Below are 24,494 nucleotides of genomic sequence, written 5' to 3'. Positions count from 1 at the left end.
TGGTTTTCTGTTGGAAGAGTGGCGATGAAGTTCAGTCGAGCAGGCCCGCCTCCGCCAGGCCTTTCGTGCCTTGCGGGTGGCGGCATTCGATGTCTTCGAATTCGATGATGTTGTCGATCTCGGTGCCCATGGCGATGTTGGTGACGCGCTCGAGAATCACTTCGACGACGACGGGCACGCGGTGCTCGCGGGCCATGGTCTGCGCTTCGCGCAAGGTGGCATGCAGCTGGGCCGGATCGGTCACGCGCAGCGCCTTGCAGCCGAGGCCGCGCACCACCTGGCCGTGGTCGACGCCATAGCCCTTGAGGTCGGGATCGGCCACGTTGTCGTTCTCGAACGCGAGCTGCACGCAGTAGTCCATGTCGAAGCCGCGCTGCGACTGGCGGATCAGGCCGAGGTAGCTGTTGTTGACCAGCACCTGCACATAGGGCAGATTGAACTGCGCGCCGACCGCCAGCTCTTCCATGAGGAACTGGAAGTCGTAGTCGCCCGAGAGGCCAACCACCATCTTGTTCGGATCGGCAGCGACCACGCCGAGTGCCGCCGGAATCGTCCAGCCGAGCGGCCCGGCCTGGCCGCAGTTGATCCATTGGCGAGGTCCGTAGACATGCAGGAACTGCGCGCCCGCGATCTGCGACAGACCGATGGTGGAGACGAACACGGTGTCCTTGTCGAAGGCGGAGTTCATCTCGGCATACACGCGCTGGGGCTTGATCGGCATGTTGTCGTAGGCCGTACGGCGCTGCATCAGCACCTTGCGCTCGCCGCAGCGTGCGGCCCAGTCGCGGAAGTCACGCAGCCGGCCTTGCTGCCTTCGCTCACGCGCCACCTGCACGAAGAGCTCGAGCGCGGCCTTGGCGTCGGAGACGATGCCCAGATCGGGGTTGAACACGCGCCCGATCTGCGTGGGCTCGATGTCCACGTGCACGAAGGTGCGGCCCTTGGTGTAGACATCGACCGAGCCGGTGTGCCGGTTGGCCCAGCGGTTGCCGATGCCCAGCACGAAGTCGCTCGCGAGCATGCTGGCGTTGCCATAGCGGTGGCTGGTCTGCAGGCCGCACATGCCTGCCATGAGTGGATGGTCGTCGGGGATCGTGCCCCAGCCCATGAGCGTGGGAATCACCGGCACGCCGGTCAGCTCGGCCAGCTCCACGAGCAGGTCGGAGGCATCGGCGTTGATGATGCCGCCACCGGCCACGATCAGCGGCTTGCTCGAGCCGGCGAGCATGTCGAGCGCGCGTTCGATCTGCTTGCGCGTGGCAGCGGGCTTGTAGACGGGCAGGGGTTCGTAGGTGTCGATGTCGAATTCGATCTCGGCCATCTGCACATCAAACGGCAGATCCACCAGCACCGGGCCGGGACGGCCCGAGCGCATCAGATGAAAGGCCTGCTGCAGCACGCGCGGCACCTGCGCGGGCTCGCGCACCGTCACGGCCCACTTGGTCACCGGCTTGGCGATGGACTCGATGTCCACGGCCTGGAAGTCTTCCTTGTACAGTCGCGCGCGTGGCGCCTGGCCGGTGATGCACAGAATCGGAATGCTGTCGGCGCTGGCGGAATACAGGCCGGTGATCATGTCCGTGCCCGCTGGACCGCTCGTGCCGATGCACACGCCGATGTTTCCCGCCTTGGCCCGCGTGTAGCCCTCGGCCATGTGCGATGCCCCTTCCACATGGCGCGCCAGCACATGGGCGATCGACATGCGTTCGCGCAGCGCGGAGTACAGCGGGTTGATGGCCGCGCCGGGCACGCCGAACGCCTGGGTGATGCCTTCTTTCTCCATTACCAGCACTGCGGCCATTGCGGCCTTCATCTTTGCCATGGTGTCTCCTGCGGATTGAGTGAATGTGGATGGTGAAAAGTCGCTGCGATGCATGCGCGGTGGAATGAATCGCGGGTTGGATGGATGGTCCCGTGTTCACGCCGACAAGGGAATGCTGGTACGCTGCATGACGCTTATTCCATGGTGGAATGGGCTGCGGTGACGCTGAAGGGGCGGTTTTCCCGTCCAATCGAGACATGGACCGAATACAAGCGCTTCTTCTCTTCACGCGGGTCGTGGATCTGGGCTCGTTCAGCCGCGCGGCAGCCGAGCTGGGCATTGGCCAGCCCGCGGTGACCAAGCAGATCGCGCGCATGGAAAAGGAACTCGGCGCGCGCCTCTTGCACCGCTCCACGCACGGCGTCACGCCCACCGAGGTGGGGACGCTGTACTACGACAAGTGCAAGCTCATCGTCCACCACGACGAGGAGGCGCGCTCCGTCGCCTCGCTCATGCAGTCGCAGGTGCAGGGCGTGCTGCGCATCAGCACCTCCATCGCGTTTGGCCGTCGGGTGCTCGCGCCGATGGTGAGCGGCTTCATGCGCACGCATCCGCTGCTCAACGTGGACCTGAGCTTTGAAGACCGCTACGTGAATCTGGTGGAGCAGGGCGTGGACGTGGCGATCCGCATGGGGCGCCTGGCCGATTCATCGCTGGGCGCCACCTACCTCGGCGTGAGTCCGTGGGTGGCGGTGGCATCGCCCGACTACCTGCGCGAGCGCGGAACGCCCGAGACCCCCGCCGATCTCGCACGACACGCCGCGCTGGTCTACAGCACGGTGCAGGGCGACGCGATCTGGCACTTCAGCGCCGCACATGAGCCCACGCAGGCGATCGCGGTGAACGGCAGGCTGCGCTCGAACAATCTCTCGGCCCTGCTCGCCGCCGCCCGCGACGGCTTCGGCGTGGCCGTGCTGCCGCTCTATGTGGCCAACGACGGACTCCGCACCGGCGAGCTGGTGGCGATTCTCGACGCCTGGAGTCTGCCGAGCCAGGAGATGCACGCCGTCTACCCCTCGCCGCGCCTCGTGCCTGCGAAGGTGCAGGAGCTGGTGGTGTGGCTCAAGGGGCAGTTTCAGGGCGAATGGTTCAAGCTGCAGTCACCACCGAAACAAACGGGTGGTTCCTGAACGCCAGCAGTGGGTGGCTTTCGGGCGCGGCGTCGGTGATCAGTGTCCACGGGCGATGAATGGGTGACCAGTTCATCTGCGATTTGCGGCCCAGCTTTTCGGTCGTCGCCAGCATGTAGACCTCGCGCGTGCGACGAAACAGCTTGTCCTTGAACCATGCCTGCTCGATGGACCCTTCGCACACGCCGAACTCGGCATCGATGCCGTCGGCGCTGCTGAACACCTTGTCAAAGGTGAGGCGCTCCAGCGCCATGTCGGCGAGCGACCCGTACACGCTCATGCTGCCCGCGCGCAGCTCGCCGCCGATCAGCGTCACGGCAATGCCGCGTGCCGACAGCGTCTGCAGCGCGAGCAGGTTGTTGGTGATGACGCGGATCGAATCGTCCTTGGGGAGCTGCTGTGCGAGGGCGTCCGTGGTCGTTCCTCCATCGATGAAGAGGGTGTCGCCGGGTTCGATGAAGCCGAGGGCCCTGTGTGCGATTCGCGCCTTGCCTTCGCTGTCGTGCGACTTGCGCAGTTCCAGCGACTCCTCGGGCTCGTGGCGAATGGGGGCAGCCACTGCACCGCCGTAGACGCGCAAGAGCCTGCCGTCCTGCTGCAGCGCCTGCAGATCGCGGCGCACCGTGGCTTCGGAAATATCGAATTTGGTGCACAGCGCTGCAACATCGGCAGCGCCGGACTGCACGGCATCAAAAATGGCGTCTCGGCGTTTGGCGACCTTCATGGCGTTGGAATGCTTGGAAATGGGCAGTGGAGGAAAGCGCAGAGCTTACCGCGCCTTCCGCATCCGTCACCTGGAGATGTCGTGCGCGGCGAGGATTTCCCGCATCTGCGTTTCCTGCGCGGCGCCGATGCGCACTGGATACTTGCTGTCACCCACGTCGTAGCCGAGCAGGCGCACGGCGCGCTTGACGGCCGCAGGTGCGAAGCAGACCTTGTAGAGCGTCTCGCGCAGGCTGGTGACGGTTTCCTGCTGTTTGCGCGAGCCTTCGACATCGCCCGCTTTGAACCGCGTCCAGATGCTGTTGATCTCACGCGGCGCCACGTTGGCCAGACCCGATACTGCACCCGCGCAACCGTCCACGAAGCCCTGATGGATCAGGCTGTCGGGGCCGTTGAACACCGCGAAGCCGTCGATCTCTCTGGCCACGCTGATGAATCCGGTGAGACTTTCATAGGTGCCCGCGCTGTCCTTGATGCCAGCAATGTTGGGGTGCGCGGCGAGACGGCGTGCGGTTTCCGGCGCAATGGTGTTGCCGGTTCGTGCGGGGATGTTGTAGAGATAGACCGGCACCTCGAGCGCGTCGGCGATCGTGCTGAAGTGGTAGTGCAGGTCTTCCTGCGAAAGCGGAACGAACCAGGGCGTGATCGCGGCGACGGCGTCCACGCCGAGGCCGGCGATGAAGCGGCCCGCGCGCACACATTCGGCGGTCGATACTTCGCCCACATGGCCCACGACGGGCACGCGGCCAGCGACCTGCTCCATCGTCACCTCGGCCACGCGGCGTTTTTCGGCTTCGGTCAACGCGAAGAATTCGCCGTTCGTGCCTCCGCAGAAAATGCCGTTGCCTGCGGATATCTGGCGTTCGACCTGTTCGCGGAAGGCGGTTTCGTTGAACTGATCCTCCGTGTCCACCGGCGTGATGATGGCGGTGAGGATGGCTTCGATTTTCGGGTTGTGATTGGCCATGGCGGGATGCTGGATTTCAGTGAAAGAGCTTGAGGTAGATCTGTTCGATGTCGTCGCCGGACACCTGGCCCGGCACGTTCCTGATGAGGCGCTGCACATCGAGTGCGGCCTTCACCAGATCGGGCAGATGCTTGCGGCCAATGCCCAGTTCCTGCAGGCTGGCGGGCAGCTTCAGGCGGCGCACGAGATCCGAGAAGTACTGCACCAGCGCACGCGACTTGGCGTCGTCGTCGAGAGCGAGGTCGACCCCTGGAACCAGCTCGTAGGCGCGTGCCAGCTTGGGCACGGCCAGCGGGCGAACCCATTCGAACACGGGCGCGAGCAGGATGGCGTTGGCCACGCCGTGCGGGATGTGGTATTTGCCGCCCAGCGGGTACGACATCGCATGAACCAGGTGCGTGCCCGCATGCGCGATGCATGCACCGCCGTAGTACGAGGCCCAGAGCATGTTGAGCTTGGCTTCGAGGTTGTCCGGCTGCTCGACGGATGTCTCGATGGTCTCGAACAGCTTCTTCATGCCGATCATCGCGTAGTTGTCGCTGACCGGATTGGCGATGCTCGCAGTGAAGCATTCGATCAGGTGGCACAGCGCATCCACACCGGTGGACGCAGCGATCCTGTGCGGCATCGTGGTCGTGAGCTCGGGCGCGAGCGCCACGTAGTCGGGCAGCAGTGCGGGCGAGATGATGCCCTGCTTGGTCTCGCGCGCGGGGATGGCGAGGATGGCATTGGGCGTGGCCTCCGAGCCCGTGCCTGCAGTGGTCGGCACCATGAGCGCCTTCACGCGCTGGGTGACCTTGGTTCCGGCCAGCAGGTCGTCGAGCGTGGGTGATTCGGGATGCGCCAGGGCGGAGAGCAGCTTGGCCACGTCGAGCACGCTGCCGCCGCCCACGCCGATCACGAACTCCACGCCGGTGAGCGGCAGCTTTTCGGTGATGCCGCGTACATCGGCGTCGGACGGCTCGGGCGGCACATCGTCGATCACCAGCACGTCATGCGCGTGGCCCTTTACGTGTGCGAGCAGCGTCTGCACGCCCGCGATCTGAATGATGTTCCTGTCACTGACGAACAGCACCTTGCTGCGACCCTTGACCAGATAGCCGATGTCGTCGAGTACTTTGTGGCCGCTCAGGACCGTGCTGTGGATATGCATGAGTGTTCCTTCGTGTTCTTGTGTGGGGAATGCGTTCAGCGGCGGGTGGCGAGTTCCGCGCCTTGGCGCAGCGCTTCGAGCAGGCTGCGCTCGTCGGCAACCCCCTTGCCCGCGATGTCGAATGCCGTGCCGTGGTCGACCGAGGTGCGGATCACATCGAGGCCGACGGTGATGTTCACGCCCGCTTCAAGGCCGAGCACCTTGACCGGGCCATGGCCTTGGTCGTGGTACATGGCGACGACGAGATCGAAATCGCCCCGACCTGCGCGGAAAAACAGAGTGTCGGCGGGCAGCGGACCCTCGATGTTCATGCCTTGGCCCTGCAGCTTCTGCACGGCGGGGATGATCTTTTCCTCCTCTTCGCCATAGCCGAAGAGACCGTTCTCGCCCGCATGCGGATTGATGCCGCAGACGGCGATGCGCGGGTTCTCGATCCTTGCCTTGCGCAGCGTGTCGTAGCCGCGCTGGATGGTGCGTTCGACGAGACCCGGCTCGATCCTGCGGATCGCGTCGAGCAGGCCGATGTGCGTGGTCACGTGGATCACGCGCAGGTTGGGCGCGACCAGCATCATCGAGACCTCGTCGACGCCCGTGAGATGCGCGAGCATTTCCGTGTGTCCGGGGAATTTGTGGCCACCTGCGTGCAGCGCCTCCTTGTTCAGCGGTGCGGTGCAGATCGCGTCGATTTGCCCTGCCTTGGCGAGCTCGACAGCCTTGTCGATGAAGCGGAATGCCGCATCGCCCGCCGTCGCCGACAGCTTGCCGAAGGGCAGGTCGGCCGGGATCAGCGGCAGGTCGATGCAGTCGATCACGCCGTGCTCGAAGCGGGCGTCGGCCAGGTCTCTCAGGGGTTGCACGCGCACGTTCAGGCCGAGCAATTCATTGGCGGTTTTCAGCCTGCGCGCGTCGCCGATGACGACGGCGCGCGCCATGCCGTAGAGCGCGGGATTGGCGAAGCTTTTGACGATGATTTCCGGGCCGACGCCAGCGGCGTCGCCCATGGTGATTCCGATAACGGGAAGATGTGCGCTCATGATTCCTCTGTGGGTGACTGTGGCTTGGCGTGAATGGCAAGAATGGCGCGGTGCAGCGATTGCGCGTTTCCGAACGCGCCTGCCTTGGTGGCGATCCACTGCGGCGTGGGGGCGGATGCGTTTTGCGACAGCACGACGCCGGGCTCGCTTTCCGCACGCACATGCAGGCGCCGGATGCCGAGCCGCTGCAGCACGGCGCGCGCGGTCTCGCCGCCGGTGAGCACCAAGCCAGCGGCCTGTGCGCACGCGGTGCTCAGTACCTGGGCCAATCGCGCCGCCAGCTGCGGGCCCTGTGCGGGATCGAGTGATGCATCGGTGCCGACGAAGACAGCAACGTCCAGGCCTTGTGCCATTTCCTGCAGCAGCGTGTGCTGAAGGCGTTGAAGCTGTGGCTCGTCGTGCGAAGCCGAGTGGCGCAGCAGCGCGGGCGCGATTTCGTGAACGCGAACATGGGGCTGTGCCGCCAGAAAGCGCAACTGCTCGCGTGCGACGGATGACATGCTGCCGACCAGCGTGACGGTGCCGCCTCGATGAGCCGTGCCTTGAACGCGGGGCGGTGGTGCGTCGTCTGGCGTGCTCGACAGACGGGCGATGGCATGGCTGAGACCTGCGGAGCACACGCTGAAGGCATTGCTGACTTGGGCGCTGGCCTGGGCCAGCGTCTGCAGATCCGCATCGCTTGCCACGTCGAACACCAGTGCCTGTACGCCACGTGCCTGCGCTTGCTGGATGTGCTGAACCACCGCGTCCATGCCCTGCGCAGTGAGGCTCGACGCCACGGATTCCGTGCGCAGGCCCAGATGGCTCAGCATGTGCGCGGGGCGATCTTCCTGCTGGGCGTGTTCGAGTTGCCAAGTGTCGGTTTCGGCAAGGCGCTGGCCGTGCACCAGCACGATGCCATCGACCAGTGTCCGCCCCATGGCGGGAAACGAAGGGATCACCAGCGCGATCTGACCGAGCGCGGCATGCAGGAACGCCACGTCGGCCGCCCAGCCGCCGCGAAGGGTGGAGTCGATTTTCTTGAGCACCGTGCGGCCCGTGCCATGCGACCGCAGAGCGCTGTCCAGCTTGGCGGCGGATTGCTCCGCGCCGTCGCGTCGGCTGTCGGTGTCGATGGTCAGCACATCGGCAGGCTCATCGTTTGGGGTGGCACGCTCGTCAGCGTCCAGAAGCACCTGCGTTCGCCAGCCAGCCGCCGCAAAACCGGCTGCGCAGTCCGCCGCGCCGGACAAATCGTCGGCAAGGATCAGGTACTGGCGGTAGGCGACGACGGTTGGAGGGTTCACTGCATTGTGTTTCAAAATTGATTGATTCAATCATAATTGATCGAAACTGATTGAAATCAAGGGATAACCCCAATCAACTCGATCATTTCCTGCATGATTCGGGTTTGATTTGGCGGATTTCATGGATGTATAGGTCCCGATGGGGTTGCAAAAAGGATGATGAATACAGTTCTCACATCGGGGAAAATCCTGATTGGAGAGAGTTCGGAAACAATGTCTGATCGGTTCATTCAAAAAATTGATTGATAAATGATCGAAACGATCAATAGGCATGTGCGAATCTGCATGACAAACAGGCGGTTCGGCATGCAGGCAAATGAACTGACAGAGCACCGACATTCCACCTTTGAGGAGCAACGCATGACATCCACTCGCCCTACGCGCCGCGCCATCGCTCGCCGCACCCTGATCGCCAGCAGCCTGCTGCTTGGCCTTGCACCACTGGGTTTTGCTGCAGACCCGTACCCCAGCAAGCCCATCACGCTGATCGTTCCGTATCCGGCGGGCGGCGCCAACGACGCGGTGGCGCGCATCGTCGGGCAAAAGATGGGAGAGCTGCTCAAGCAGTCCGTCATCGTGGACAACCGCGCAGGTGCGGGCACGACGATCGGCACGACCCTCGCCGCCAAGGCGGCGCCCGACGGCTACACGCTGGTGCTCGGCTCGCTGTCCAGCCACGCGATCAGCCCGCACCTGTATCGTCAGCCGGGCTACGACGCGATGAAGGATTTCGCTCCCATCGGCATGATCGGCGAGGCGCCCATCGTGCTCGAAGTGGCGAGCGATTCGCCTTTCAAGAGCCTCAAGGAAATCACCGACCAAGCCAAAAAGGAGCCCGGCAAGCTCACCTACGGATCGGCGGGCAACGGCTCGCCACTGCATCTGGGCGCGGAACTGTTCAAGCGCGCCTCGACCGTGGAGCTCACCCATGTGCCCTACAAGGGGGGCAATGCGCACACCATGGACTTGATGGGTGGGCGCATCGACATGATCTTCGACACGCTCACCAGCGCCACGCCGCTGATCGCATCGGGCAAGGTGCGTGCGCTGGCCGTCGCCAGCCCGGAGCGCCTTCCCGAGATGCCCAACGTGCCGACGTTTGCGGAAAGCGGTTATCCCCACTTCGTGGTGAATGCCTGGTATTCGCTGTACGCACCCGCCAAAGTCAGTCCTGAAGTGCTGTCCAGGCTGAACAAGGCACTCAACGATGCGCTCGCAGACCCCGACGCCAAGGAGCGCCTTGCGAAGCTGGGTGTGCGCAGCAAGGCCAGCACGGCGGCTGAACTGGGCAAGTTCACCAAGGCCGAACTGGATCGCTACGGCACGGTGATCAACAGCATCAACCTCAAGATTGATTGAACCCGAGGGAGTCTGAAATCATGAACAAGAGAAACGCGCTGGCGGCACTCGCCGCTGCGATCCTGAGTGCCCTTGCACCCCAGGCAAGCGCGCAAAACGACAAACCGCTCGTGAAGATCGTCGTGCCGTTCAATCCGGGCGGCGGCTCCGACCTTTTCGCACGTTTGATCGCACCGGGCCTGTCGGATGCGCTGGGCGCTTCGGTGATCGTGGAAAACCGCCCCGGTGCAGGTGGTGTGATCGGCGCGGATTTCGTCGCCAAATCCAGGCCCGACGGCCGCACGTTGCTGCTGTCGGATGCGTCGGCCTATTCGATCAACCCGTCGCTTTACCCGAACCTGCCCTACAAGGCGAGCCAGCTCGCGCCGGTGGTGGACGTGGCGCGCTTTGCCAACGTGCTGGTCGTTCCCGAGAAGTCGGCCACCCCCACGATGGCCGACATCATCAGGGCCGCGAAGAAGGATCCGGGCAAGTTCACCATCGCCTCATCGGGCAATGGCAGCAGCACGCATCTGACCTCCGTGATGATGCAGCGCATGGGCGACTTCTCGCTCACGCATGTGCCCTACAAGGGCAGTGGTCCGGCGTTCACCGACCTGATCAGCGGCCATGTGGACATGATGTTCAGCGGTCTGCCGGCAGTCTCCGAATACATCAAGGGCCACAAGCTCAAGGCCGTGGCGATTGCCGCGCCCAAGCGCTCACCGTTCGCGCCCGACGTGCCGACGATGAACGAGGCCGGCATTCCGGGTTTTGAATCCTTCATCTCGCAAGGCCTTTTCGCACCCGCCGGCACGCCGCAGGAAACGGTGGCGAAGATCAACGTCGCGGTGAACCAGCTGCTGCGCACCGTCGAGATGACCAAGCGCCGCGAACAACTCAAGGCCGAGTTCCAGCCGAACAGCGCTGCGGAATACAAACAATGGCTGGACGCGCAGTCGCTGACCTGGGCGAAGATCATCAAGGACGCCAGCATCACCATTGATTGACGGAAAAGGTGGAAGCGTTGCGGCTAACGCCTCCTTTGGAATGAACACAACGGCGGTGATTGGAATCACGGCCGTTTTGTTTTTTTAGCGTATTGGCGCGCTTATCGACTGGAAGTCGCACCGACGTATCCGTCGCCGCCTGCACGGCTTGCGCGTGCGTTCATGCCCGAGAGAAACGTGAAGATGATGAGTCCGTAGGCGAGCACCATACAAGCCAGAACTACCATGCCGGCAGCGTAGTTGCCGAAGGCGTCTCGGGCCCAGCCTGTGAGGTAAGGGCCGACAAAACCACCCAGATTGCCGACGGAGTTCACCAGTCCGATGCCTGCTGCCGCAGCGGCTCCTGTCAGGAACATGGTGGGCAACGGCCAGAACAGGATATTGCTCGACAGAATGCCCGATGCGGCAATGCACAGGCCGATCAGCCCCGTTGCGGGAGAGGGCGAGAAACCAGCGACCAACAGGCCGACGGCTCCGATCGATGCAGGCAGCAGAATGTGCAGACGTTTTTCTCCGGTCTTGTCGGAGTGGCGTGCGTTCAGCACCATGCAGATGCCGGCGCAGAGATAAGGAATGGCAGTGAGCAGGCCGGATTGTGTATTGGAGAGGCCGCCGAATCCCTTGATGATTTGCGGCATCCACAGCGTCACGCCGAACAGCGCCGTGATGTTGCAGAAGATCGCAAACGAGAGCAGCAGGACTTTGCCATTCACGAGAGTTTGCATGACGCTGTACTGACCCTTGCCCTCCTTCTGTCGGCGTTCCTGATCCAGTGTCTGGACCAGCCATTGACGTTCGTTGGCATCCAGCCATTTTGCTTTGGCGGGTGAGCTTTCGAGCTTGAAGAATGCGATCACTCCGACAACGACAGCCAGTGCGCCTTCGATCAAGAACATCCATTGCCAACCGTGAAAGCCAGCGAAGTTGTTCATGTACGCGATGATGGCCGTGGACACAGGGGCGCCAATCAGCACGGAGACAGGCAGCCCCAGAATGAAGATGGCGGTGGCACTTGCCAGTACGCGAGCAGGGAACCACAGGCTCAGGTAAAGCACGATGCCCGGGAAGAATCCAGCCTCGGCCACTCCCAGCAGAAAACGCATGACATAGAACGACATCTCCCCGCCCACGAAGGCGAACCCGGCGGAGATGATGCCCCATGTGACCATGATGCGGGCAATCCAGATGCGTGCTCCAACGCGGTGAAGAATCAGGTTGCTGGGCACTTCGAAGAGGAAGTAGCCAATGGAAAAGATGCCCGCGCCAAAGCCGAAGATCTTGGCGGAAAACGCCAGCGTTTCATTCATGTGCAACGCGGCAAAGCCCACGTTTACGCGGTCGAGAAAGGCGACGATGTAGCACAGTACGAGAAAAGGAAGAATGTTCCAGTACAGCTTGTTGATCGTCGATTTTTCCGTTTGTGATGTGTCCATTTTGTCTCCGTAATTTTTCTGTTGAGTTTGGGAAAGGATCAATCTGCGTAGCCGGGCGAGACCTTGTCCAGCCTTCTCAGCAGCGATGGCCATTCACGTGAATTGGTTTTCATCAGATCGCGTGTCCATTGCTCACTGGTGATTTTTGCAAGCGTGTCATCGGGCATGCGAATGGTTCGACCGGCTGCCAGCACCTGCATTTGCACGCGCGCTGCCTTTTCGAGGTAGAACATTTCGACGAAGGCATGACCCACGGAGCGACCTACGGTCAAGGTTCCGTGATTGCGAAGGATCAGCGCGGCCGCGTTGCCGAGATCGATGACGAGACGTTCGCGCTCGCCATGTGTAAGCGCAATTCCTTCATAGTCGTGATAGCCCACGCGTCCGTAGAAGCGCAGCGCATGCTGGTTCAGCGGCAGCAGGCCTTCTTCAAGGCACGACAACGCCATACCGGCTTCGGTGTGAAGGTGCATCACGCATTGCGCGTCTTCTCGTGCGGAATGGATGCCACCGTGGATGACGAATCCAGCGGCGTTCGGCGGCATCAGGGACTCCCCGATCACATTGCCCTCCAAATCGATCTTGACCAGATTGGACGCTGTGATTTCGTCGAAAGCGAGCCCGAGTGGATTGACCAGAAAGTGGTGCTTGTCTCCGGGAACTCGCGCTGACAGATGGGTGTAGATCAGATCATCCCAACCAAAGAGGGCGCAAAGACGATATGCGGCAGCAAGGTCGGTTCTCACTGCCATCTCCGCTGCGCTGACCGGACTGTCGTCCTGCAAATGATGAACTGGCAGGTCAAATGATGAATATGATGTGTCGGTCTCCCGCATCTTGTTTCGGCTCCTCGGTGGTATGCGTGCGATTTGATGTGTTTAATTAATGAACTAAACGTTCAGTATTTGAAATCATGAAAAAGACAAAGTCAAGTGAGGCTGTTGAATCAGTACGTCCGAAAACCGGTGGGCGTGGACGAAAGCGCAGCGCGGCCGTGGAAGAGTCGGTGCTGGATGCAGCTTATGAACTGCTGTCGAAAGAAGGCTTTCATGCCACGACGGTGGAGGCGATCGCCGCCAAAGCGCAGGTCAGCAAAGCCACTATCTACAAGTGGTGGCCGAACCGTGCAGCGGTCATCATGTCCGCGTTTCTTCGCGAGGGTGCCAAGTCGCTTCCCTATCCCGAGGAGGTCACATTGCAGAGCGTGCTGGCTCGACTGATGCAGATGGCCTACGAGTTCACCGGCATCTTGGGTGCCATGGTCAAGGCATTGATTGCTGAAAGCCAGTCCGATCCCGAAATCGCCCAGGCATTTCGCGATGGCTACATCGCCGAGCGCCGAAAGCAAGGGGTGGAAATTGTCATCGATGCGATGAAGCGCGGGCTCATCAACAAGGCGGACCCCAACGTGGTCCTGGATCTGTTGTATGCACCGCTGTATTACCGCTTGTTGGTGGGGCACCAGCCGCTGACCAGCGAATTCGTGCATGAACATGTCGCTCTCGCGATGAAAGGACTGGAGCGGGTGCCCAATTCGATTGACCTGGCGATTCCTCCTCCTACACCGTCTCCCGCGCATTCCAAAAAGCCCACGGCGAAGAAATCGAGGACTGTTGCGAAGGTGACACGCTGACCTATCCGCAATTTGACGTCTTACGATGATTTAATAAACTAAACGTTTTGTTTAGTAATTAATTCGAATGGACGCCATATGAATTCAGGAGACAAGACTGGCCAAGGACAGGAACGACGCAAGCGTGGTGGTGCGTGCGTTGTGGTGACGGGGGCGGGAGGCGGTATTGGCGCAGCCGTGGCAAAGCGTTTGCATGCGGATGGCTGGACGGTCATTGCCACCGACATGAGCGTGGAGGCATTGGAGGCGTCACTGACGCAGGACGAGCGCATGGTCTTCGCATCGCTCAATGTGTCTGACAAGGAGCAGATCGAACACTTGGCGGCAATGCTGAACGCACGTGAGGGTGGAGTGGCGGGTCTCGTAAACATTGCAGGTGTGCTGCAGGACGTGAAACCGTTGCTGGAAATGGATCAGGAAGTGGCGCGCCGCATCTGGGATGTGAACTACTTCGGTGCGGAAAACTGCATCAAGGCGTTGGTGACGTCCATGATCGCGGGTGGTGGCGGATCCATCGTGAACATCACTTCCATCAACGAACTGCGCCCATTGCCACTGCATTCCTACGCACCATCGAAGGTGGCACTGGGAGCGCTTACGGCGTTGGCTGCGGGCGAGTTTGGCCCCAGGGGGGTGCGCGTCAACTCGGTGGCCCCTGGATTCACGCTGACGCCTATTTTCCGAGGCAAGCTGGAGTCAGGAAAACGCGATGCAGGAACCATCGAAGATCACACGGCCATGGGCCGTCTGGTGGAGACATCCGAGATCGCGTCGACAGTCAGCTTTCTCATCGGTGACGATGCAAGCGCCATCACCGGCGTTTCTCTCCCGGTGGATTGCGGCTGGTTGGCTACTTCGCACTGGATGAACTTTCGCGAACTGAGCGCAGCCTGATCAATGCGCCAACCCCGGATGCCATGAGGGATTACTTGCGCAACATCTCGCCCGCCTGATCCGCTGGCAGCGCCTTGGCGTAGAGGTATCCCTGCCCGATCCAGCAGCCTGCCGTCTGCAGCACGAGGCTTTGCTCCTGCGATTCGATGCCTTCGGCGACGATGTCCAGTGACAGGTCGGCGGCGAGTTGGCACATGGCCTTGACGATGGCGCGGATGGATTTGTCCTTGGGCGTGCGTTGCACGAAATCACGGTCGATCTTGATGCAGTCGACGGGGTAGTCGCGCAGGTCGGTGAACGACGAATGGCCGGTGCCGAAGTCGTCGAGCGCGATCCGGATGCCGGCTTCCTTCAGCAGGCGCAGCGCGCGGGCGACGTATTCGGAGCCGCGTTCGCCGAGCACGTATTCGGTGATCTCCAGCTCGATGAGGTGGTGCGGAATGCGGTGCAGCGCGAGGCGCTTGAGAAAGCGCTCGGCAAAGTCGTCGCGCAGGAACTCGACCGGCGCGACGTTGATCGACACCGGCAGCAGCGTGAGACCCTCGTCGATCCATCGGGCCATGTCCGAGAGCACCTTGGTCTGCATGGCGTTGCCGATGCGGGTGGCGAGCTCGTAGTCCTTGAAGGCTTCGAGCACGGTCGTGGGGCTCTGCAGGCCGTGCACCGGATCTCTCCAGCGCAGCAGGGCCTCGAAGCCGACGGCCTCGCCGGTGTGCAGGTTCACCTTGGGTTGGTAGTGCGGGACGATGAGGTCGTCGCGCACGATCAGGTGCGCCTGCGCAACCTGCAGGGCGGCGTATTCGGCGGCGTCGTGCATGTCGCTGCTGAACATGCGCACGCCGCCACGGCCTGCGGCCTTGATGTCGTTGAGCGCGGTGTCGGCGCACTTGAGCAGACCAGCCGTGTCCTTGGCGTCGCGCGGGAACAGCGCACAGCCGATGCTCATGCCGCCGTTGATCACCTTGCTCGCGTAGTGGATGGGTTCGTTGATCTGCACGCGCACCTGTTCGGCCACGCGCAGCAGTTCGGTCTCGTCGGTGACGTCGTTGACGACGATGGCGAACTCGTCACCCCCGAGCCGCGCGAGCAGCGCCCTGGGTGGCAAATGCGCGGTCAGGCGCTTGGCGAGCACGCGCAGCAGGTGGTCGCCCGCCGTGTGACCGAGGGTGTCGTTGACCTGCTTGAAGTGGTCCAGATCGATGAGCAGCAGGCCGAAGGACTGCTTCTCTTCGCGGCAATGCTGGATGAGGTTGCGCACCTTGTTCTTGAAGGCGCGGCGGTTGGGCAGGCCGGTGAGGTCGTCGGTGTCGCTGGCGATGCGCAGGCGTCGCTCGGCCTCCTTCTGCAGCGTGACGTCGCGCGAGACGCAGAGAATGCCCGAGGTGCTTCCGTCGGCCGCTTGCATCGGGGTGAGGATGTTGTCCCAGTGCTGCGGTTTCTGGCCGGGGATCACGCTCATGCCGGCGAAGCGGACGTTCTTGCCGGTGCGCGCCACGCGCAGCGCCCGTTTGCCGCGCACACGGATGTCGCCGGGCAGCAGGTTCAGCCATTCCATGCCGAAGCCGGAGTCGGCCGCCACGCCGAGCGCGTCGCAGCCGGATTTGTTCATGTGGGTGAGCGCGCCGTCGGGGCGGATGATCTTGATGCAGTCCACGCTCACGTCCAGCATCTTGTTGCGCATGCGCACGTTTTCGCTGAGCAGTTGGCGCGCGATCATGTGTTCGTGCACGTCGCTGCAGGTGATGAGCGAGACGCCAAGGTCGTCCGCCTCGGGGCTGGCCGACTGGATATGGCACCAGCGGTACATGTCGTCATGGTGCTGCAGCCGGTAGTCGTGAGTGAAGGCGTCGCCGCGCTCGAGGAACTGCTGCCACAGCAGCCGGGCCTGGTGCTGGTCTTCGGGATGCAGACAGCTCAGCCAGTCGTGCGCCAGCAACTGGCGCGCGCTCTGGCCGGTGAACTGCTGCCAGGCGAGGTTGTAGTGGCTCTCGCCGGTGGCGTGAACGTGGACCCAGGTGGGCTGGGGCAACAGGTCCAGCGTCTGGAGCATGCCGGAGACGAGGTGGTGAGCGCGGGAGGCGAGCGGCTGCCCGTCGGGCCGGACCGGGCTCAATGGCGTCGGCGCAATGATGAAGCCTTCGGCTCCGATTCCCGGTTTGTTGACCTGCCTGACCATCGTGACTCCCAAAACCCCAGCATGCAAGACTGCGGGGCATCCTTGTCGTAACGCCACCATGACAGAGGATACAAATGTTTATATATGCTTGCCAAGCCAAGGGAGAACATGTATCCGAATGGTCCGCTGTGAGCGGTCGATTGTGTTAATGCATGTTCACAATTTCAGGCTGCAAAAGACAACAAACCCGTGGGCCTTTCGGCGTCACGGGTTGTCTGGATGCTCTGGATGGGGACCAAAACCAGGACCCGAAGGTCCCTTGAACGCGGCTTTTTAGAATGGAATGTCGTCGTCCATGTCGTCGAAGCCGGAATTCGCGCGCGGGGCCTGCTGCACCGGTGCGGGGGCTGGACGTGGAGCGGGTGCCGGAGCGGGACGAGCCGCCATCGGGGCGGGGGCCGCGCGGCGCTGTGGGGCTGGCGAGGGGGCTGCGTCGTAGCCGCCGTCGTTGCCACCGCCGTAGCCGCTGTCGTCATATCCGCCCTGACCGCCACCGCCGTTGCCGCCGCCCATGCCCTGACGGCTGCCCAGCATCTGCATCTGGTCAGCGCGGATTTCGGTGGCGTAGCGTTCCTGGCCGCTCTGGGGGTCGGTCCACTTGCGGGTGCGCAGGCTGCCTTCCACGTAGACCTGCGAGCCCTTGCGCAGGTATTGGCCGGCGATTTCGGCCAGGCGACCGTTGAAGACGACGCGGTGCCATTCGGTGGCTTCGCGGTTTTCGCCGGTGTTCTTGTCGCGCCAGCGGTCGGTGGTGGCGATGGTGACGTTGGCGACCTGATCGCCGCTCGGGAAGGTGCGCATTTCGGGATCACGTCCCAGATTGCCGACGATGATGACTTTGTTGACGGATGCCATGCTGCAGATACCTTCAAAAATGTTGAATCTGCGCGCCAAATGGAGTTTGAGTAGCGCGCCTGAACGGGGGATTGTGCACCAAGCCGGGAGCGGACGGGGACCGCTTTTTTTGCGGCCCTCAGTGCGCGGCAGGAATATTCTTCGCGGCGCTCTCGCTGGTGGCTTTGGCGGCCTCGGCGCGGCCGATGGGGCGCAGCGGCCAAGTCACCAGCAGCCAGGTCGCGCACATGGCCGCCGTCACGCCAAAGAGGCCGGGGGCGCCCAGCGACTTGATCAGCAGCCCGCCAAGCGCACCGCCCGCGAACAGGCCCAGCGACTGCAGCGTGTTGTAGCTGCCAAGCGCCGCGCCGCGCAGATGGGCCGGAGCCATGCGGGAGACCAGGCTGGGCTGCGTCGCCTCAAGGGCGTTGAAGCCGCAGAAGAACACGAACAGCACCACGGCCATCACCATCAGTGAGGGCGTGCTGCCGCTGGCGAACAGCACGCCGAGCGCGATCTGCACCACCAGAATCAGCCCGATCGCCCCCAGCAGCGCAGCGCGCAGGCGGCCCTTGCGCTCCATGGAGAACAACGCGCCCATGGCGACGAACGACAGCACGACGGCGGGGAGGTAGATGTGCCAGTGTTCGCTCTTGGGCAGGCCGGCCTGCACGATGAGCATGGGCACGGCCACCCACATGGACATCTGCACGGTATGCAGCACGAAGACGCCGAGATTCAGGCGCAGCAGGTCGGGGTGCTTCCACGCGTCGACGGCGCGGCCACGCGGCTCGTTGGCATGTTTGGCGGGTTCGGGCGGCACCACCCAGATCACCACGGCGATGCCGGCCAGCGCGAGCGCGCAGGTCAGGCCGAACAGGCCGGAAAGTCCCACCAGCGAGGTGAGCGCGGGCGCCGCCACCAGCGCCACGGCGAACATCAGGCCGATGCTGCCGCCCACCATCGCCATGGCCTTGGTGCGCACGCCGTCGCGCGTCTGGTCCGCGAGCAGCGCGGTGACTGCGGCGGACACCGCACCCGCGCCCTGCAGCGCACGGCCGATCAGCAGGCCGGTGAGCGAGTCCGCCAGAGCGGCGAGCAGGCTGCCCGCTGCAAAAACAAGCAGTCCGAAAACGATCACGCGCTTGCGCCCGAAGCGGTCGGACGCCATGCCCAGCGGCAGCTGCAGAAAGGCCTGCGTGAGCCCGTAGATGCCCATGGCCAGCCCGACCAGCGCGGGATCATCGCCACCGGGGTACTTGCGCGCCTCGAGCGCAAACACCGGCAGCACCAGGAACAGCCCGAGCATGCGCAGCGCAAAGATCAGCGCGAGGCTGATGCTGGAGCGGCGCTCCAGCGGCGTCATCTTGGTGGAGCTTTGGGGGGAAGGCGAAGAGTGATCCGACACGGGCGGGCAAAGAGAGTGGGGTGTGCGGGGCGGTCCCCGTCGCTGGTTGAGTTGGGATGGAATGACGTGGCAGATTTTGCCATGCCCACGTCCTGTCTCCTTTGATGCAGGATTTCAGCGCAGATGGCGCTGCGCCATCACCACCACCGCGGCGACTGCGGCCACGGCGGCGAGCCACTGGTAGAGGCTCTGGCAGGCCAGAAGCAGCGCCTGCTGCTCGACGATGGCATTCAGCTGGACGAGCGCTGCGGTGTGGGCCTCCGCGACCGAATAGCCGAGTTGCTCGAAATGCGCCTGCGTGCCGTCCAGCCATGACACGGCGGCGGGGTTGGACGGCGTGACGCGCTCAATCAGGTGGCCGTGCTGGATGAAGCGGCTGTCCTGCAGCGCGACGGCGGCGACGGCCGAGGCGAACGAGGCCATCATCTGGCGCATGATGTTCTTGCTCTGGTAGCCCTTGGCGAAATGCCTGGCCTCCAGCGCGCGGAAGGTGAGCGCGGCCACGGGCAGCACCATCAGCACGCCGAAGAAGCCCTTGATGACGAGCGCGCCGCAGAGCGCGCTGATGGGGGCGTCAGGCGGCACGCTGCTGAGCCAGAACGCGGCGCCCGCCATGGCGACGCAGCCGGCCATCATCAGCGCCCGCTTGTTGGTGACCTTGGCCGCGTACTTGATGTAGAGGATCGCGACCATCAGGCTGATGAGCGCCGAGAAGCTGTTGAGCCAGCCGGTGGTGATCAGCGGAATGTGCAGGCCCTGCTCGGCGAACTGCGGGAACAGGTAGTTGCTGAAATTGACGATGAAATAGTAGAGCGCATACAGCGCGATGCCCACGAGAAAGCCGGGGTGGGTGAGGTCGCGCAGGTGCAGCAGCGGCTCGTCATGCTTCCACTGATGGATGCCGAAAAGGCCGAGCAGCAGCACGCCCGTGAGGATCACCAGGGCGAGTCGCCCGGGGCTGTCGAACAGCTCATACCGGGCTTCGGAAAAGCTCCATTGCACGCAGCCGATCGCCAGCACGAAGAGCAGCACCGGCGCGACCGAGAACTTCACCGGCGTGCTGCTGCGGCCGAGGTGCCGGGGCAGCAGCCCGCGCACGCCCGCCGCGATCACCGCCGCCAGCGGCAGCACGGCCCAGAATATCCAGCGCCAGCCCCAGTTCTCCACGAGCCAGGCCGACAGCACTGGCCCGACCGCGCCCACGCCGAAGATGCTGAGCATGTAGACCCGAGTGGCCTTGGGCCGCAGCGCGGGCGAGAACAGCATCGGAATCAGCACCCGCGTGCTGATGAAGAACGCGCCGCCGCCCAGGCCCTGCACCAGCCGCGCGGTCGTGAGCTCCGCCAGATTGCCCGCGCTGGCCGACGCTAGATCGCCGAGCGCATAGAGCAGCAGCGCCGCGAGCAGATAGTGGCGGTAGCCGAAATGCCGCGAGAGCCATTGCTGCATGGCGATCATGAGCATGCTGCCGATGGCGTAGGCCGCCTGCACCTGTGCGAACTCGCGCGGCGCCACGCCGATGCCGCCCAGAATGTGGGACGAGGCGAAGACGAACATGCCGTTTTCAAGAAACTCCATGCCCGCGAGCGCGCCCAGCAGCCACATGAGCAGAAGCTGCTTTTCACGGTGCAGAAAATGCTGCCAGCGTGCGGCCTGCATGGTGCGCTACTCCGTGTCGATGGCCCCGGCGTCCATGTTCTGCAGCCGGTCAAGTACCTGACGCAACTGTTGCTGCATGGCGTGCGTGGCGCTGTCGCCAATGGATGACCAGGTCTGTTGATACACCGACTGCACCACCGGCATGGTGCGCGCGAGCAGTGCCGAGCCTGGCTCCGTCAGCTGCAATTGCAGGCTGCGGCGATCCTGTGCGTCGGCCGTGCGCACGACCAGCCCGCGCCGCTCCAGCCCGTCGAGCAGCCGGGTGACCTGCGTGCGGGTGGCGCTGAGCGACACGCTGAGCGCCGACGGCCGCAGTGGCTCGTGCACGCTGTCGGCCAGCAGATGGAGCGCAAGGTACTCCTTCATGTGCAGCGCGTGTGGCGCCAGCGCCTCGTTCACGCGCTGCTCCAGAAGCACGGCCGTCTGCAGCAGCAGCCGGGAGGCGGTCACGGCATCCAGCAGCGGCTTGGGCTTGCCGGCCAGAATGCGTTCGAGGCGGGAATCAAGGCTCATGGTGGAGGTGTTTTGAAAATTCAATTACAAATGAAATTATATCGTTCGTAATCAAATACCGCTTGCACGAGTCCTTTTCAGAGGAAGGGCTGCGCGCAATAGTCTTGAATCGTGCGGGGCTGTGCAGTCGATGGGGTGGTGACCTATGATGTCCGGTTCGCCTGCGAAGTATGAGATTCGAGATTCCATGCCCTCCAAGCAAGACCAGCCCGACCAGTCCCCGCCGATGCATTCTGAAGAACCCCGCGAGCCCAGTGAACCCCGCGAATCCCGCGAACTCGGCAATGGGCGCTATCTGGCGCAGTCGCTGCGCGAGCGGCGCATCAGCATCCGCGGCGCGCGCACGCACAATCTCAAGAACATCGATCTGGACATTCCGCGTGACCAGCTCGTGGTGATCACCGGGCTGTCGGGCTCGGGCAAGTCGAGCCTGGCCTTCGACACGCTCTATGCCGAGGGGCAGCGGCGCTATGTGGAAAGTCTGTCGACCTACGCGCGGCAGTTTCTCGGCCGGCTCGACAAGCCCGATGTCGACCTGATCGAGGGCCTCTCGCCCGCCATCAGCATCGAGCAGAAGGCGACCAGCCACAACCCGCGCTCCACGGTCGGCACCGTCACCGAGATCTATGACTACCTGCGCCTGCTCTACGCCCGCGCGGGCACGCCGTTCTGCCCGGACCACGGGCTGCCGCTGTCCTCGCAGACCGTGAGCCAGATGGTGGACGCGGTGCTCGCGCTGCCCGGCGAATCGCGCATCATGCTGCTCGCCCCGGTGGCGCGGCAGAAGAAGGGCGAGTTCAACGAGCTGTTCACGCAGATGCAGGCGCTCGGCTATGTGCGCTTTCGCGTGGACGGCACGGTCTACGAATTCGAGAACCTGCCGCCACTGAAGAAAACCGAGAAGCACGACATCGACGTGGTGATTGACCGCCTGCGGGTGCGCGAGGACGCCAAGCAGCGCCTCGCCGAAAGCATCGAGGCGGTGCTGCGCGTGGGCGGCGCCGAAGGCAATGGCCGCGTGCTGGTGTTGGAGATGGATTCCGGTAAGGAGCACCTCTTCTCCAGCAAGTTCGCCTGCCCGGTCTGCGGCTACTCGCTGCCCGAGCTGGAGCCGCGCCTCTTCTCGTTCAATTCGCCCACCGGCGCCTGCCCGTCGTGCGACGGCATCGGCCAGCAGGAAGTGTTCGACGTGGCGCGCGTGGTGGCCTTTCCCACGCTGAGCCTGGCGAGCGGCGCGATCAAGGGCTGGGACCGCCGCAACGGCTACTACTTCGCGATGCTCGAGAGCCTGGCCAAGCACTACGGTTTCGACGTCGAGACGCCGTTCGAGGAGCTGCCCGAACGCGTGCGCGACGTGCTGCTGCAGGGCTCGGGCACCGAGGAAATCGCGTTCTCCTACCTGATCGACAGCGGCCCGAACAAGGGCAAGCCGGTGCTGCGCAGCCATCCGTTCGAAGGCATTCTGCCGAACATGGCGCGGCGTTATCGCGAGACGGATTCGTCCGTGGTGCGTGAAGACCTCGCCCGCTACCGCAGCACGCAGTCCTGCCCCGACTGCCACGGCGCGCGCCTGCGCCGCGAGGCCCGCCATGTGAAGGTGGGCGAGGGCGACGAGGCGCTCGCCATCCAGCAGATCAGCCATCGCACGCTGTCGGATTCGCTGGCCTGGTTCCAGCACCTCAAACTCGGCGGCGCCAAGGCCGAGATCGCCGACAAGATCGTGCGGGAGATCGCGTCGCGCCTGACTTTTCTGAACGACGTGGGGCTGAATTATTTGAGCCTGGACCGCAGCGCCGAAACGCTCTCGGGCGGCGAGGCGCAGCGCATTCGCCTGGCCAGCCAGATCGGCTCGGGCCTCACGGGCGTGATGTATGTGCTCGACGAGCCCAGCATCGGCCTGCACCAGCGCGACAACGATCGGCTGATCGGCACGCTCCAGCATCTGCGCGACATCGGCAACAGCGTGATCGTGGTGGAGCACGACGAGGACATGATCCGCGCCGCCGACCACTGCGTGGACATGGGGCCGGGCGCGGGCGTGCACGGCGGCCGGGTCATGGCGCAGGGCACGTATGACGAACTCTGCGCCGAGCCGAACTCGCTCACTGGCCAATATCTCTCGGGCAAGCTCAGCATTCCGGTGCCCAAGCGCCGCACGCCATGGCAGCCGGTGCTCGAATCCGACCTGCCCGCAGCGCCGGAGAAGGCCAGCAAATCGCGCTTTCCCGAAACTCCCGCGAGCCGCCGCAAGGCCGAGCGCATGGAAGTGCACCGCGCCACGCAGGGGCGTCTTCAGGCGCTGCGTGTGAACGGCGCCACGGGTCACAGTCTGAAGAACGTGACGGCGGAATTCCCCGTGGGGCTGCTCACCTGCGTGACCGGCGTCTCGGGCTCGGGCAAGAGCACGCTGGTCAACGACACGCTGTACGCCGCCGTCGCTCGCCAGCTCTACCGCGCGCACGACGAGCCCGCACCGCACGAATCGATCGAGGGCATCGACTATTTCGACAAGTGCATCAACGTCGACCAGTCGCCCATCGGCCGCACGCCGCGCAGCAATCCGGCGACGTACACCGGCCTGTTCACGCCGATCCGCGAGCTCATGGCCGAGACCAACACCGCGCGCGAGCGTGGCTACGGGCCGGGCCGCTTCAGCTTCAACGTGGCCGGTGGCCGCTGCGAGGCCTGTCAGGGCGACGGCGTGGTCAAGGTCGAGATGCACTTTCTGCCCGACGTCTACGTGCCCTGCGACGTCTGCCACGGCGAGCGCTACAACCGCGAGACGCTCGAGGTGCTCTGGAAGGGCAGGAACATCGCGCAGATCCTCGACCTCACCGTCGAGGACGCGCACGCCTTCTTCAAGGACGTGCCGACCATCGCGCGCAAGCTGCAGACGCTGCTCGACGTGGGGCTGTCCTACATCCGCCTCGGCCAGAGCGCGACCACGCTCTCGGGCGGCGAGGCGCAGCGCGTGAAGCTGGCGCAGGAATTGTCCAAGCGCGACACCGGCCGCACGCTCTACATCCTCGACGAGCCGACGACGGGCCTGCACTTCGCCGACATCGACCTGCTGCTCAAGGTGCTGCTGCAACTGCGCGACGCGGGCAACACCATCGTCGTCATCGAACACAATCTCGACGTCATCAAGACGGCCGACTGGATCATCGACATGGGCCCCGAAGGCGGCGCGGGCGGCGGCATGGTGGTGGCCACGGGCACGCCGGAGGAAGTGGCACAGAACCCGGCGAGCCATACAGGGCGCTATCTGCAGCGATACGTGAAGGGTTGACCGCCCGCGCTTTCCGGTGTGTTCCGGGCGTGGCGCAGTGTCCCAGGGTGGGTGTTCCGTTTCGTGACAGTTGTCGTGGCATGGAGCGTTCCAGCGTACGGCGCACGCTTTGGAAGGCGGAGCTCGCCCCTCCGAAAACCCTCATGAAATCAAGCGCTTGCGAGCGGCAAGCGAACTGGCACGGGTCTTGAG

Annotated in this window: 19 protein-coding genes; 6 read left to right on the top strand and 13 right to left on the bottom strand. The window is 63.7% G+C overall.

The genetic code is table 11. From position 1 onward, the window contains the following. Positions 1 to 31: 31 nt before the first annotated feature. Positions 32 to 1,822: a glyoxylate carboligase gene (gene gcl / locus ISG32_RS11955; protein WP_194771243.1), complete on the bottom strand. Its 1,791-nt coding sequence runs from the start codon at positions 1,820 to 1,822 to the stop codon at positions 32 to 34. A 197-nt stretch (positions 1,823 to 2,019) separates the two neighbouring features. Here gcl and ISG32_RS11950 point away from each other — a divergent pair, with 197 nt between their 5' ends. Continuing rightward, positions 2,020 to 2,952, top strand: coding sequence for a LysR family transcriptional regulator (locus ISG32_RS11950; protein ID WP_194771242.1), 933 nt, complete (start codon positions 2,020 to 2,022; stop codon positions 2,950 to 2,952). Here the strand turns inward: ISG32_RS11950 and ISG32_RS11945 are convergent. The 5 genes from ISG32_RS11945 to ISG32_RS11925 form a co-directional block, all read right to left on the bottom strand. Then, positions 2,912 to 3,676, bottom strand: a complete 765-nt coding sequence (locus ISG32_RS11945; protein ID WP_194771241.1) for a DeoR/GlpR family DNA-binding transcription regulator — start codon at positions 3,674 to 3,676, stop codon at positions 2,912 to 2,914. The two genes, ISG32_RS11950 and ISG32_RS11945, sit on opposite strands and share 41 nt — an antisense overlap. A 66-nt stretch (positions 3,677 to 3,742) precedes the next feature. Next, positions 3,743 to 4,642, bottom strand: coding sequence for a dihydrodipicolinate synthase family protein (locus ISG32_RS11940; protein ID WP_194771240.1), 900 nt, complete (start codon positions 4,640 to 4,642; stop codon positions 3,743 to 3,745). 16 nt (positions 4,643 to 4,658) lie between these two features. Beyond that, complete coding sequence (locus tag ISG32_RS11935) at positions 4,659 to 5,795, bottom strand: iron-containing alcohol dehydrogenase (protein ID WP_194771239.1); 1,137 nt, start codon at positions 5,793 to 5,795, stop codon at positions 4,659 to 4,661. Positions 5,796 to 5,830: 35 nt separating this feature from the next. Beyond that, complete coding sequence (gene pdxA, locus ISG32_RS11930; RefSeq protein ID WP_194771238.1) at positions 5,831 to 6,829, bottom strand: 4-hydroxythreonine-4-phosphate dehydrogenase PdxA; 999 nt, start codon at positions 6,827 to 6,829, stop codon at positions 5,831 to 5,833. Further along, a complete protein-coding gene (locus tag ISG32_RS11925; RefSeq protein ID WP_194771237.1) occupies positions 6,826 to 8,115 on the bottom strand; it encodes a four-carbon acid sugar kinase family protein in 1,290 nt (429 codons plus the stop codon). The genes pdxA and ISG32_RS11925 overlap by 4 nt, the downstream gene beginning before the upstream one ends. Positions 8,116 to 8,475: 360 nt before the next feature. Between ISG32_RS11925 and ISG32_RS11920 the strand changes: the two genes are divergently transcribed. Beyond that, positions 8,476 to 9,474, top strand: a complete 999-nt coding sequence (locus ISG32_RS11920; RefSeq protein WP_194771236.1) for a Bug family tripartite tricarboxylate transporter substrate binding protein — start codon at positions 8,476 to 8,478, stop codon at positions 9,472 to 9,474. A gap of 20 nt (positions 9,475 to 9,494) precedes the next feature. Then, complete coding sequence (locus ISG32_RS11915; RefSeq protein ID WP_194771235.1) at positions 9,495 to 10,463, top strand: Bug family tripartite tricarboxylate transporter substrate binding protein; 969 nt, start codon at positions 9,495 to 9,497, stop codon at positions 10,461 to 10,463. 101 nt (positions 10,464 to 10,564) lie between these two features. Here ISG32_RS11915 and ISG32_RS11910 read toward each other — a convergent pair whose 3' ends face one another. Together ISG32_RS11910 and ISG32_RS11905 are read right to left on the bottom strand one after the other, a co-directional pair. After that, the gene (locus tag ISG32_RS11910; RefSeq protein ID WP_194771234.1) at positions 10,565 to 11,989 is read right to left on the bottom strand and encodes an MFS transporter; all 1,425 of its coding nucleotides are present in this window, start codon (positions 11,987 to 11,989) and stop codon (positions 10,565 to 10,567) included. Continuing rightward, positions 11,935 to 12,732, bottom strand: a complete 798-nt coding sequence (locus tag ISG32_RS11905; protein WP_194771233.1) for a class II aldolase/adducin family protein — start codon at positions 12,730 to 12,732, stop codon at positions 11,935 to 11,937. The genes ISG32_RS11910 and ISG32_RS11905 overlap by 55 nt, the downstream gene beginning before the upstream one ends. Before the next feature lie 77 nt (positions 12,733 to 12,809). Here ISG32_RS11905 and ISG32_RS11900 point away from each other — a divergent pair, with 77 nt between their 5' ends. Both ISG32_RS11900 and ISG32_RS11895 read left to right on the top strand, forming a co-directional pair. Then, positions 12,810 to 13,529 carry a TetR/AcrR family transcriptional regulator gene (locus ISG32_RS11900; RefSeq protein WP_194771232.1) on the top strand — a complete coding sequence of 240 codons (720 nt, stop codon included), beginning with the start codon at positions 12,810 to 12,812 and terminating at the stop codon, positions 13,527 to 13,529. A gap of 78 nt (positions 13,530 to 13,607) precedes the next feature. After that, a complete protein-coding gene (locus ISG32_RS11895; protein ID WP_228529758.1) occupies positions 13,608 to 14,423 on the top strand; it encodes an SDR family NAD(P)-dependent oxidoreductase in 816 nt (271 codons plus the stop codon). Between the two features lie 31 nt (positions 14,424 to 14,454). Here ISG32_RS11895 and ISG32_RS11890 read toward each other — a convergent pair whose 3' ends face one another. The 5 genes from ISG32_RS11890 to ISG32_RS11870 form a co-directional block, all read right to left on the bottom strand. After that, a complete protein-coding gene (locus tag ISG32_RS11890) occupies positions 14,455 to 16,599 on the bottom strand; it encodes a putative bifunctional diguanylate cyclase/phosphodiesterase (protein ID WP_194771230.1) in 2,145 nt (714 codons plus the stop codon). A gap of 273 nt (positions 16,600 to 16,872) precedes the next feature. Continuing rightward, complete coding sequence (gene ssb / locus ISG32_RS11885; protein WP_194771229.1) at positions 16,873 to 17,454, bottom strand: single-stranded DNA-binding protein; 582 nt, start codon at positions 17,452 to 17,454, stop codon at positions 16,873 to 16,875. A gap of 118 nt (positions 17,455 to 17,572) precedes the next feature. Continuing rightward, positions 17,573 to 18,799, bottom strand: a complete 1,227-nt coding sequence (locus ISG32_RS11880; RefSeq protein WP_194771228.1) for an MFS transporter — start codon at positions 18,797 to 18,799, stop codon at positions 17,573 to 17,575. A 156-nt stretch (positions 18,800 to 18,955) separates the two neighbouring features. After that, positions 18,956 to 20,500: an MFS transporter gene (locus tag ISG32_RS11875; protein ID WP_194771227.1), complete on the bottom strand. Its 1,545-nt coding sequence runs from the start codon at positions 20,498 to 20,500 to the stop codon at positions 18,956 to 18,958. A 6-nt stretch (positions 20,501 to 20,506) separates the two neighbouring features. After that, positions 20,507 to 21,013, bottom strand: a complete 507-nt coding sequence (locus tag ISG32_RS11870; protein ID WP_194771226.1) for a MarR family winged helix-turn-helix transcriptional regulator — start codon at positions 21,011 to 21,013, stop codon at positions 20,507 to 20,509. A 226-nt stretch (positions 21,014 to 21,239) separates the two neighbouring features. Here ISG32_RS11870 and uvrA point away from each other — a divergent pair, with 226 nt between their 5' ends. Further along, positions 21,240 to 24,302, top strand: coding sequence for an excinuclease ABC subunit UvrA (gene uvrA / locus ISG32_RS11865; RefSeq protein ID WP_194771494.1), 3,063 nt, complete (start codon positions 21,240 to 21,242; stop codon positions 24,300 to 24,302). Positions 24,303 to 24,494 lie beyond the last annotated feature (192 nt).

The sequence above is a fragment of the Diaphorobacter caeni genome, from assembly GCF_015354245.1.
Classification (GTDB): Bacteria; Pseudomonadota; Gammaproteobacteria; order Burkholderiales; family Burkholderiaceae_C; genus Diaphorobacter_A; species Diaphorobacter_A caeni.
The sequence above is the reverse complement of the archived record's forward strand: the minus strand, read 5'-3'. Positions and strand labels throughout refer to the sequence as shown.

Excerpts from the sequence above, each read along its gene's own strand:
- ISG32_RS11890 (WP_194771230.1), bottom strand. The coding sequence starts at position 16,599 with ATGGTCAGGCAGGTCAACAAACCGGGAATCGGAGCCGAAGGCTTCATC.
- pdxA (WP_194771238.1), bottom strand. The coding sequence starts at position 6,829 with ATGAGCGCACATCTTCCCGTTATCGGAATCACCATGGGCGACGCCGCT.
- ISG32_RS11880 (WP_194771228.1), bottom strand. The coding sequence starts at position 18,799 with ATGACGCCGCTGGAGCGCCGCTCCAGCATCAGCCTCGCGCTGATCTTT.
- ISG32_RS11895 (WP_228529758.1), top strand. The coding sequence starts at position 13,608 with ATGAATTCAGGAGACAAGACTGGCCAAGGACAGGAACGACGCAAGCGT.
- ISG32_RS11950 (WP_194771242.1), top strand. The coding sequence starts at position 2,020 with ATGGACCGAATACAAGCGCTTCTTCTCTTCACGCGGGTCGTGGATCTG.
- ISG32_RS11935 (WP_194771239.1), bottom strand. The coding sequence starts at position 5,795 with ATGCATATCCACAGCACGGTCCTGAGCGGCCACAAAGTACTCGACGAC.
- ISG32_RS11920 (WP_194771236.1), top strand. The coding sequence starts at position 8,476 with ATGACATCCACTCGCCCTACGCGCCGCGCCATCGCTCGCCGCACCCTG.
- uvrA (WP_194771494.1), top strand. The coding sequence starts at position 21,240 with ATGCATTCTGAAGAACCCCGCGAGCCCAGTGAACCCCGCGAATCCCGC.
- ISG32_RS11910 (WP_194771234.1), bottom strand. The coding sequence starts at position 11,989 with ATGGCCATCGCTGCTGAGAAGGCTGGACAAGGTCTCGCCCGGCTACGC.
- ISG32_RS11900 (WP_194771232.1), top strand. The coding sequence starts at position 12,810 with ATGAAAAAGACAAAGTCAAGTGAGGCTGTTGAATCAGTACGTCCGAAA.
- ISG32_RS11945 (WP_194771241.1), bottom strand. The coding sequence starts at position 3,676 with ATGAAGGTCGCCAAACGCCGAGACGCCATTTTTGATGCCGTGCAGTCC.
- ssb (WP_194771229.1), bottom strand. The coding sequence starts at position 17,454 with ATGGCATCCGTCAACAAAGTCATCATCGTCGGCAATCTGGGACGTGAT.
- ISG32_RS11940 (WP_194771240.1), bottom strand. The coding sequence starts at position 4,642 with ATGGCCAATCACAACCCGAAAATCGAAGCCATCCTCACCGCCATCATC.
- ISG32_RS11870 (WP_194771226.1), bottom strand. The coding sequence starts at position 21,013 with ATGAGCCTTGATTCCCGCCTCGAACGCATTCTGGCCGGCAAGCCCAAG.
- ISG32_RS11875 (WP_194771227.1), bottom strand. The coding sequence starts at position 20,500 with ATGCAGGCCGCACGCTGGCAGCATTTTCTGCACCGTGAAAAGCAGCTT.
- gcl (WP_194771243.1), bottom strand. The coding sequence starts at position 1,822 with ATGGCAAAGATGAAGGCCGCAATGGCCGCAGTGCTGGTAATGGAGAAA.
- ISG32_RS11905 (WP_194771233.1), bottom strand. The coding sequence starts at position 12,732 with ATGCGGGAGACCGACACATCATATTCATCATTTGACCTGCCAGTTCAT.
- ISG32_RS11915 (WP_194771235.1), top strand. The coding sequence starts at position 9,495 with ATGAACAAGAGAAACGCGCTGGCGGCACTCGCCGCTGCGATCCTGAGT.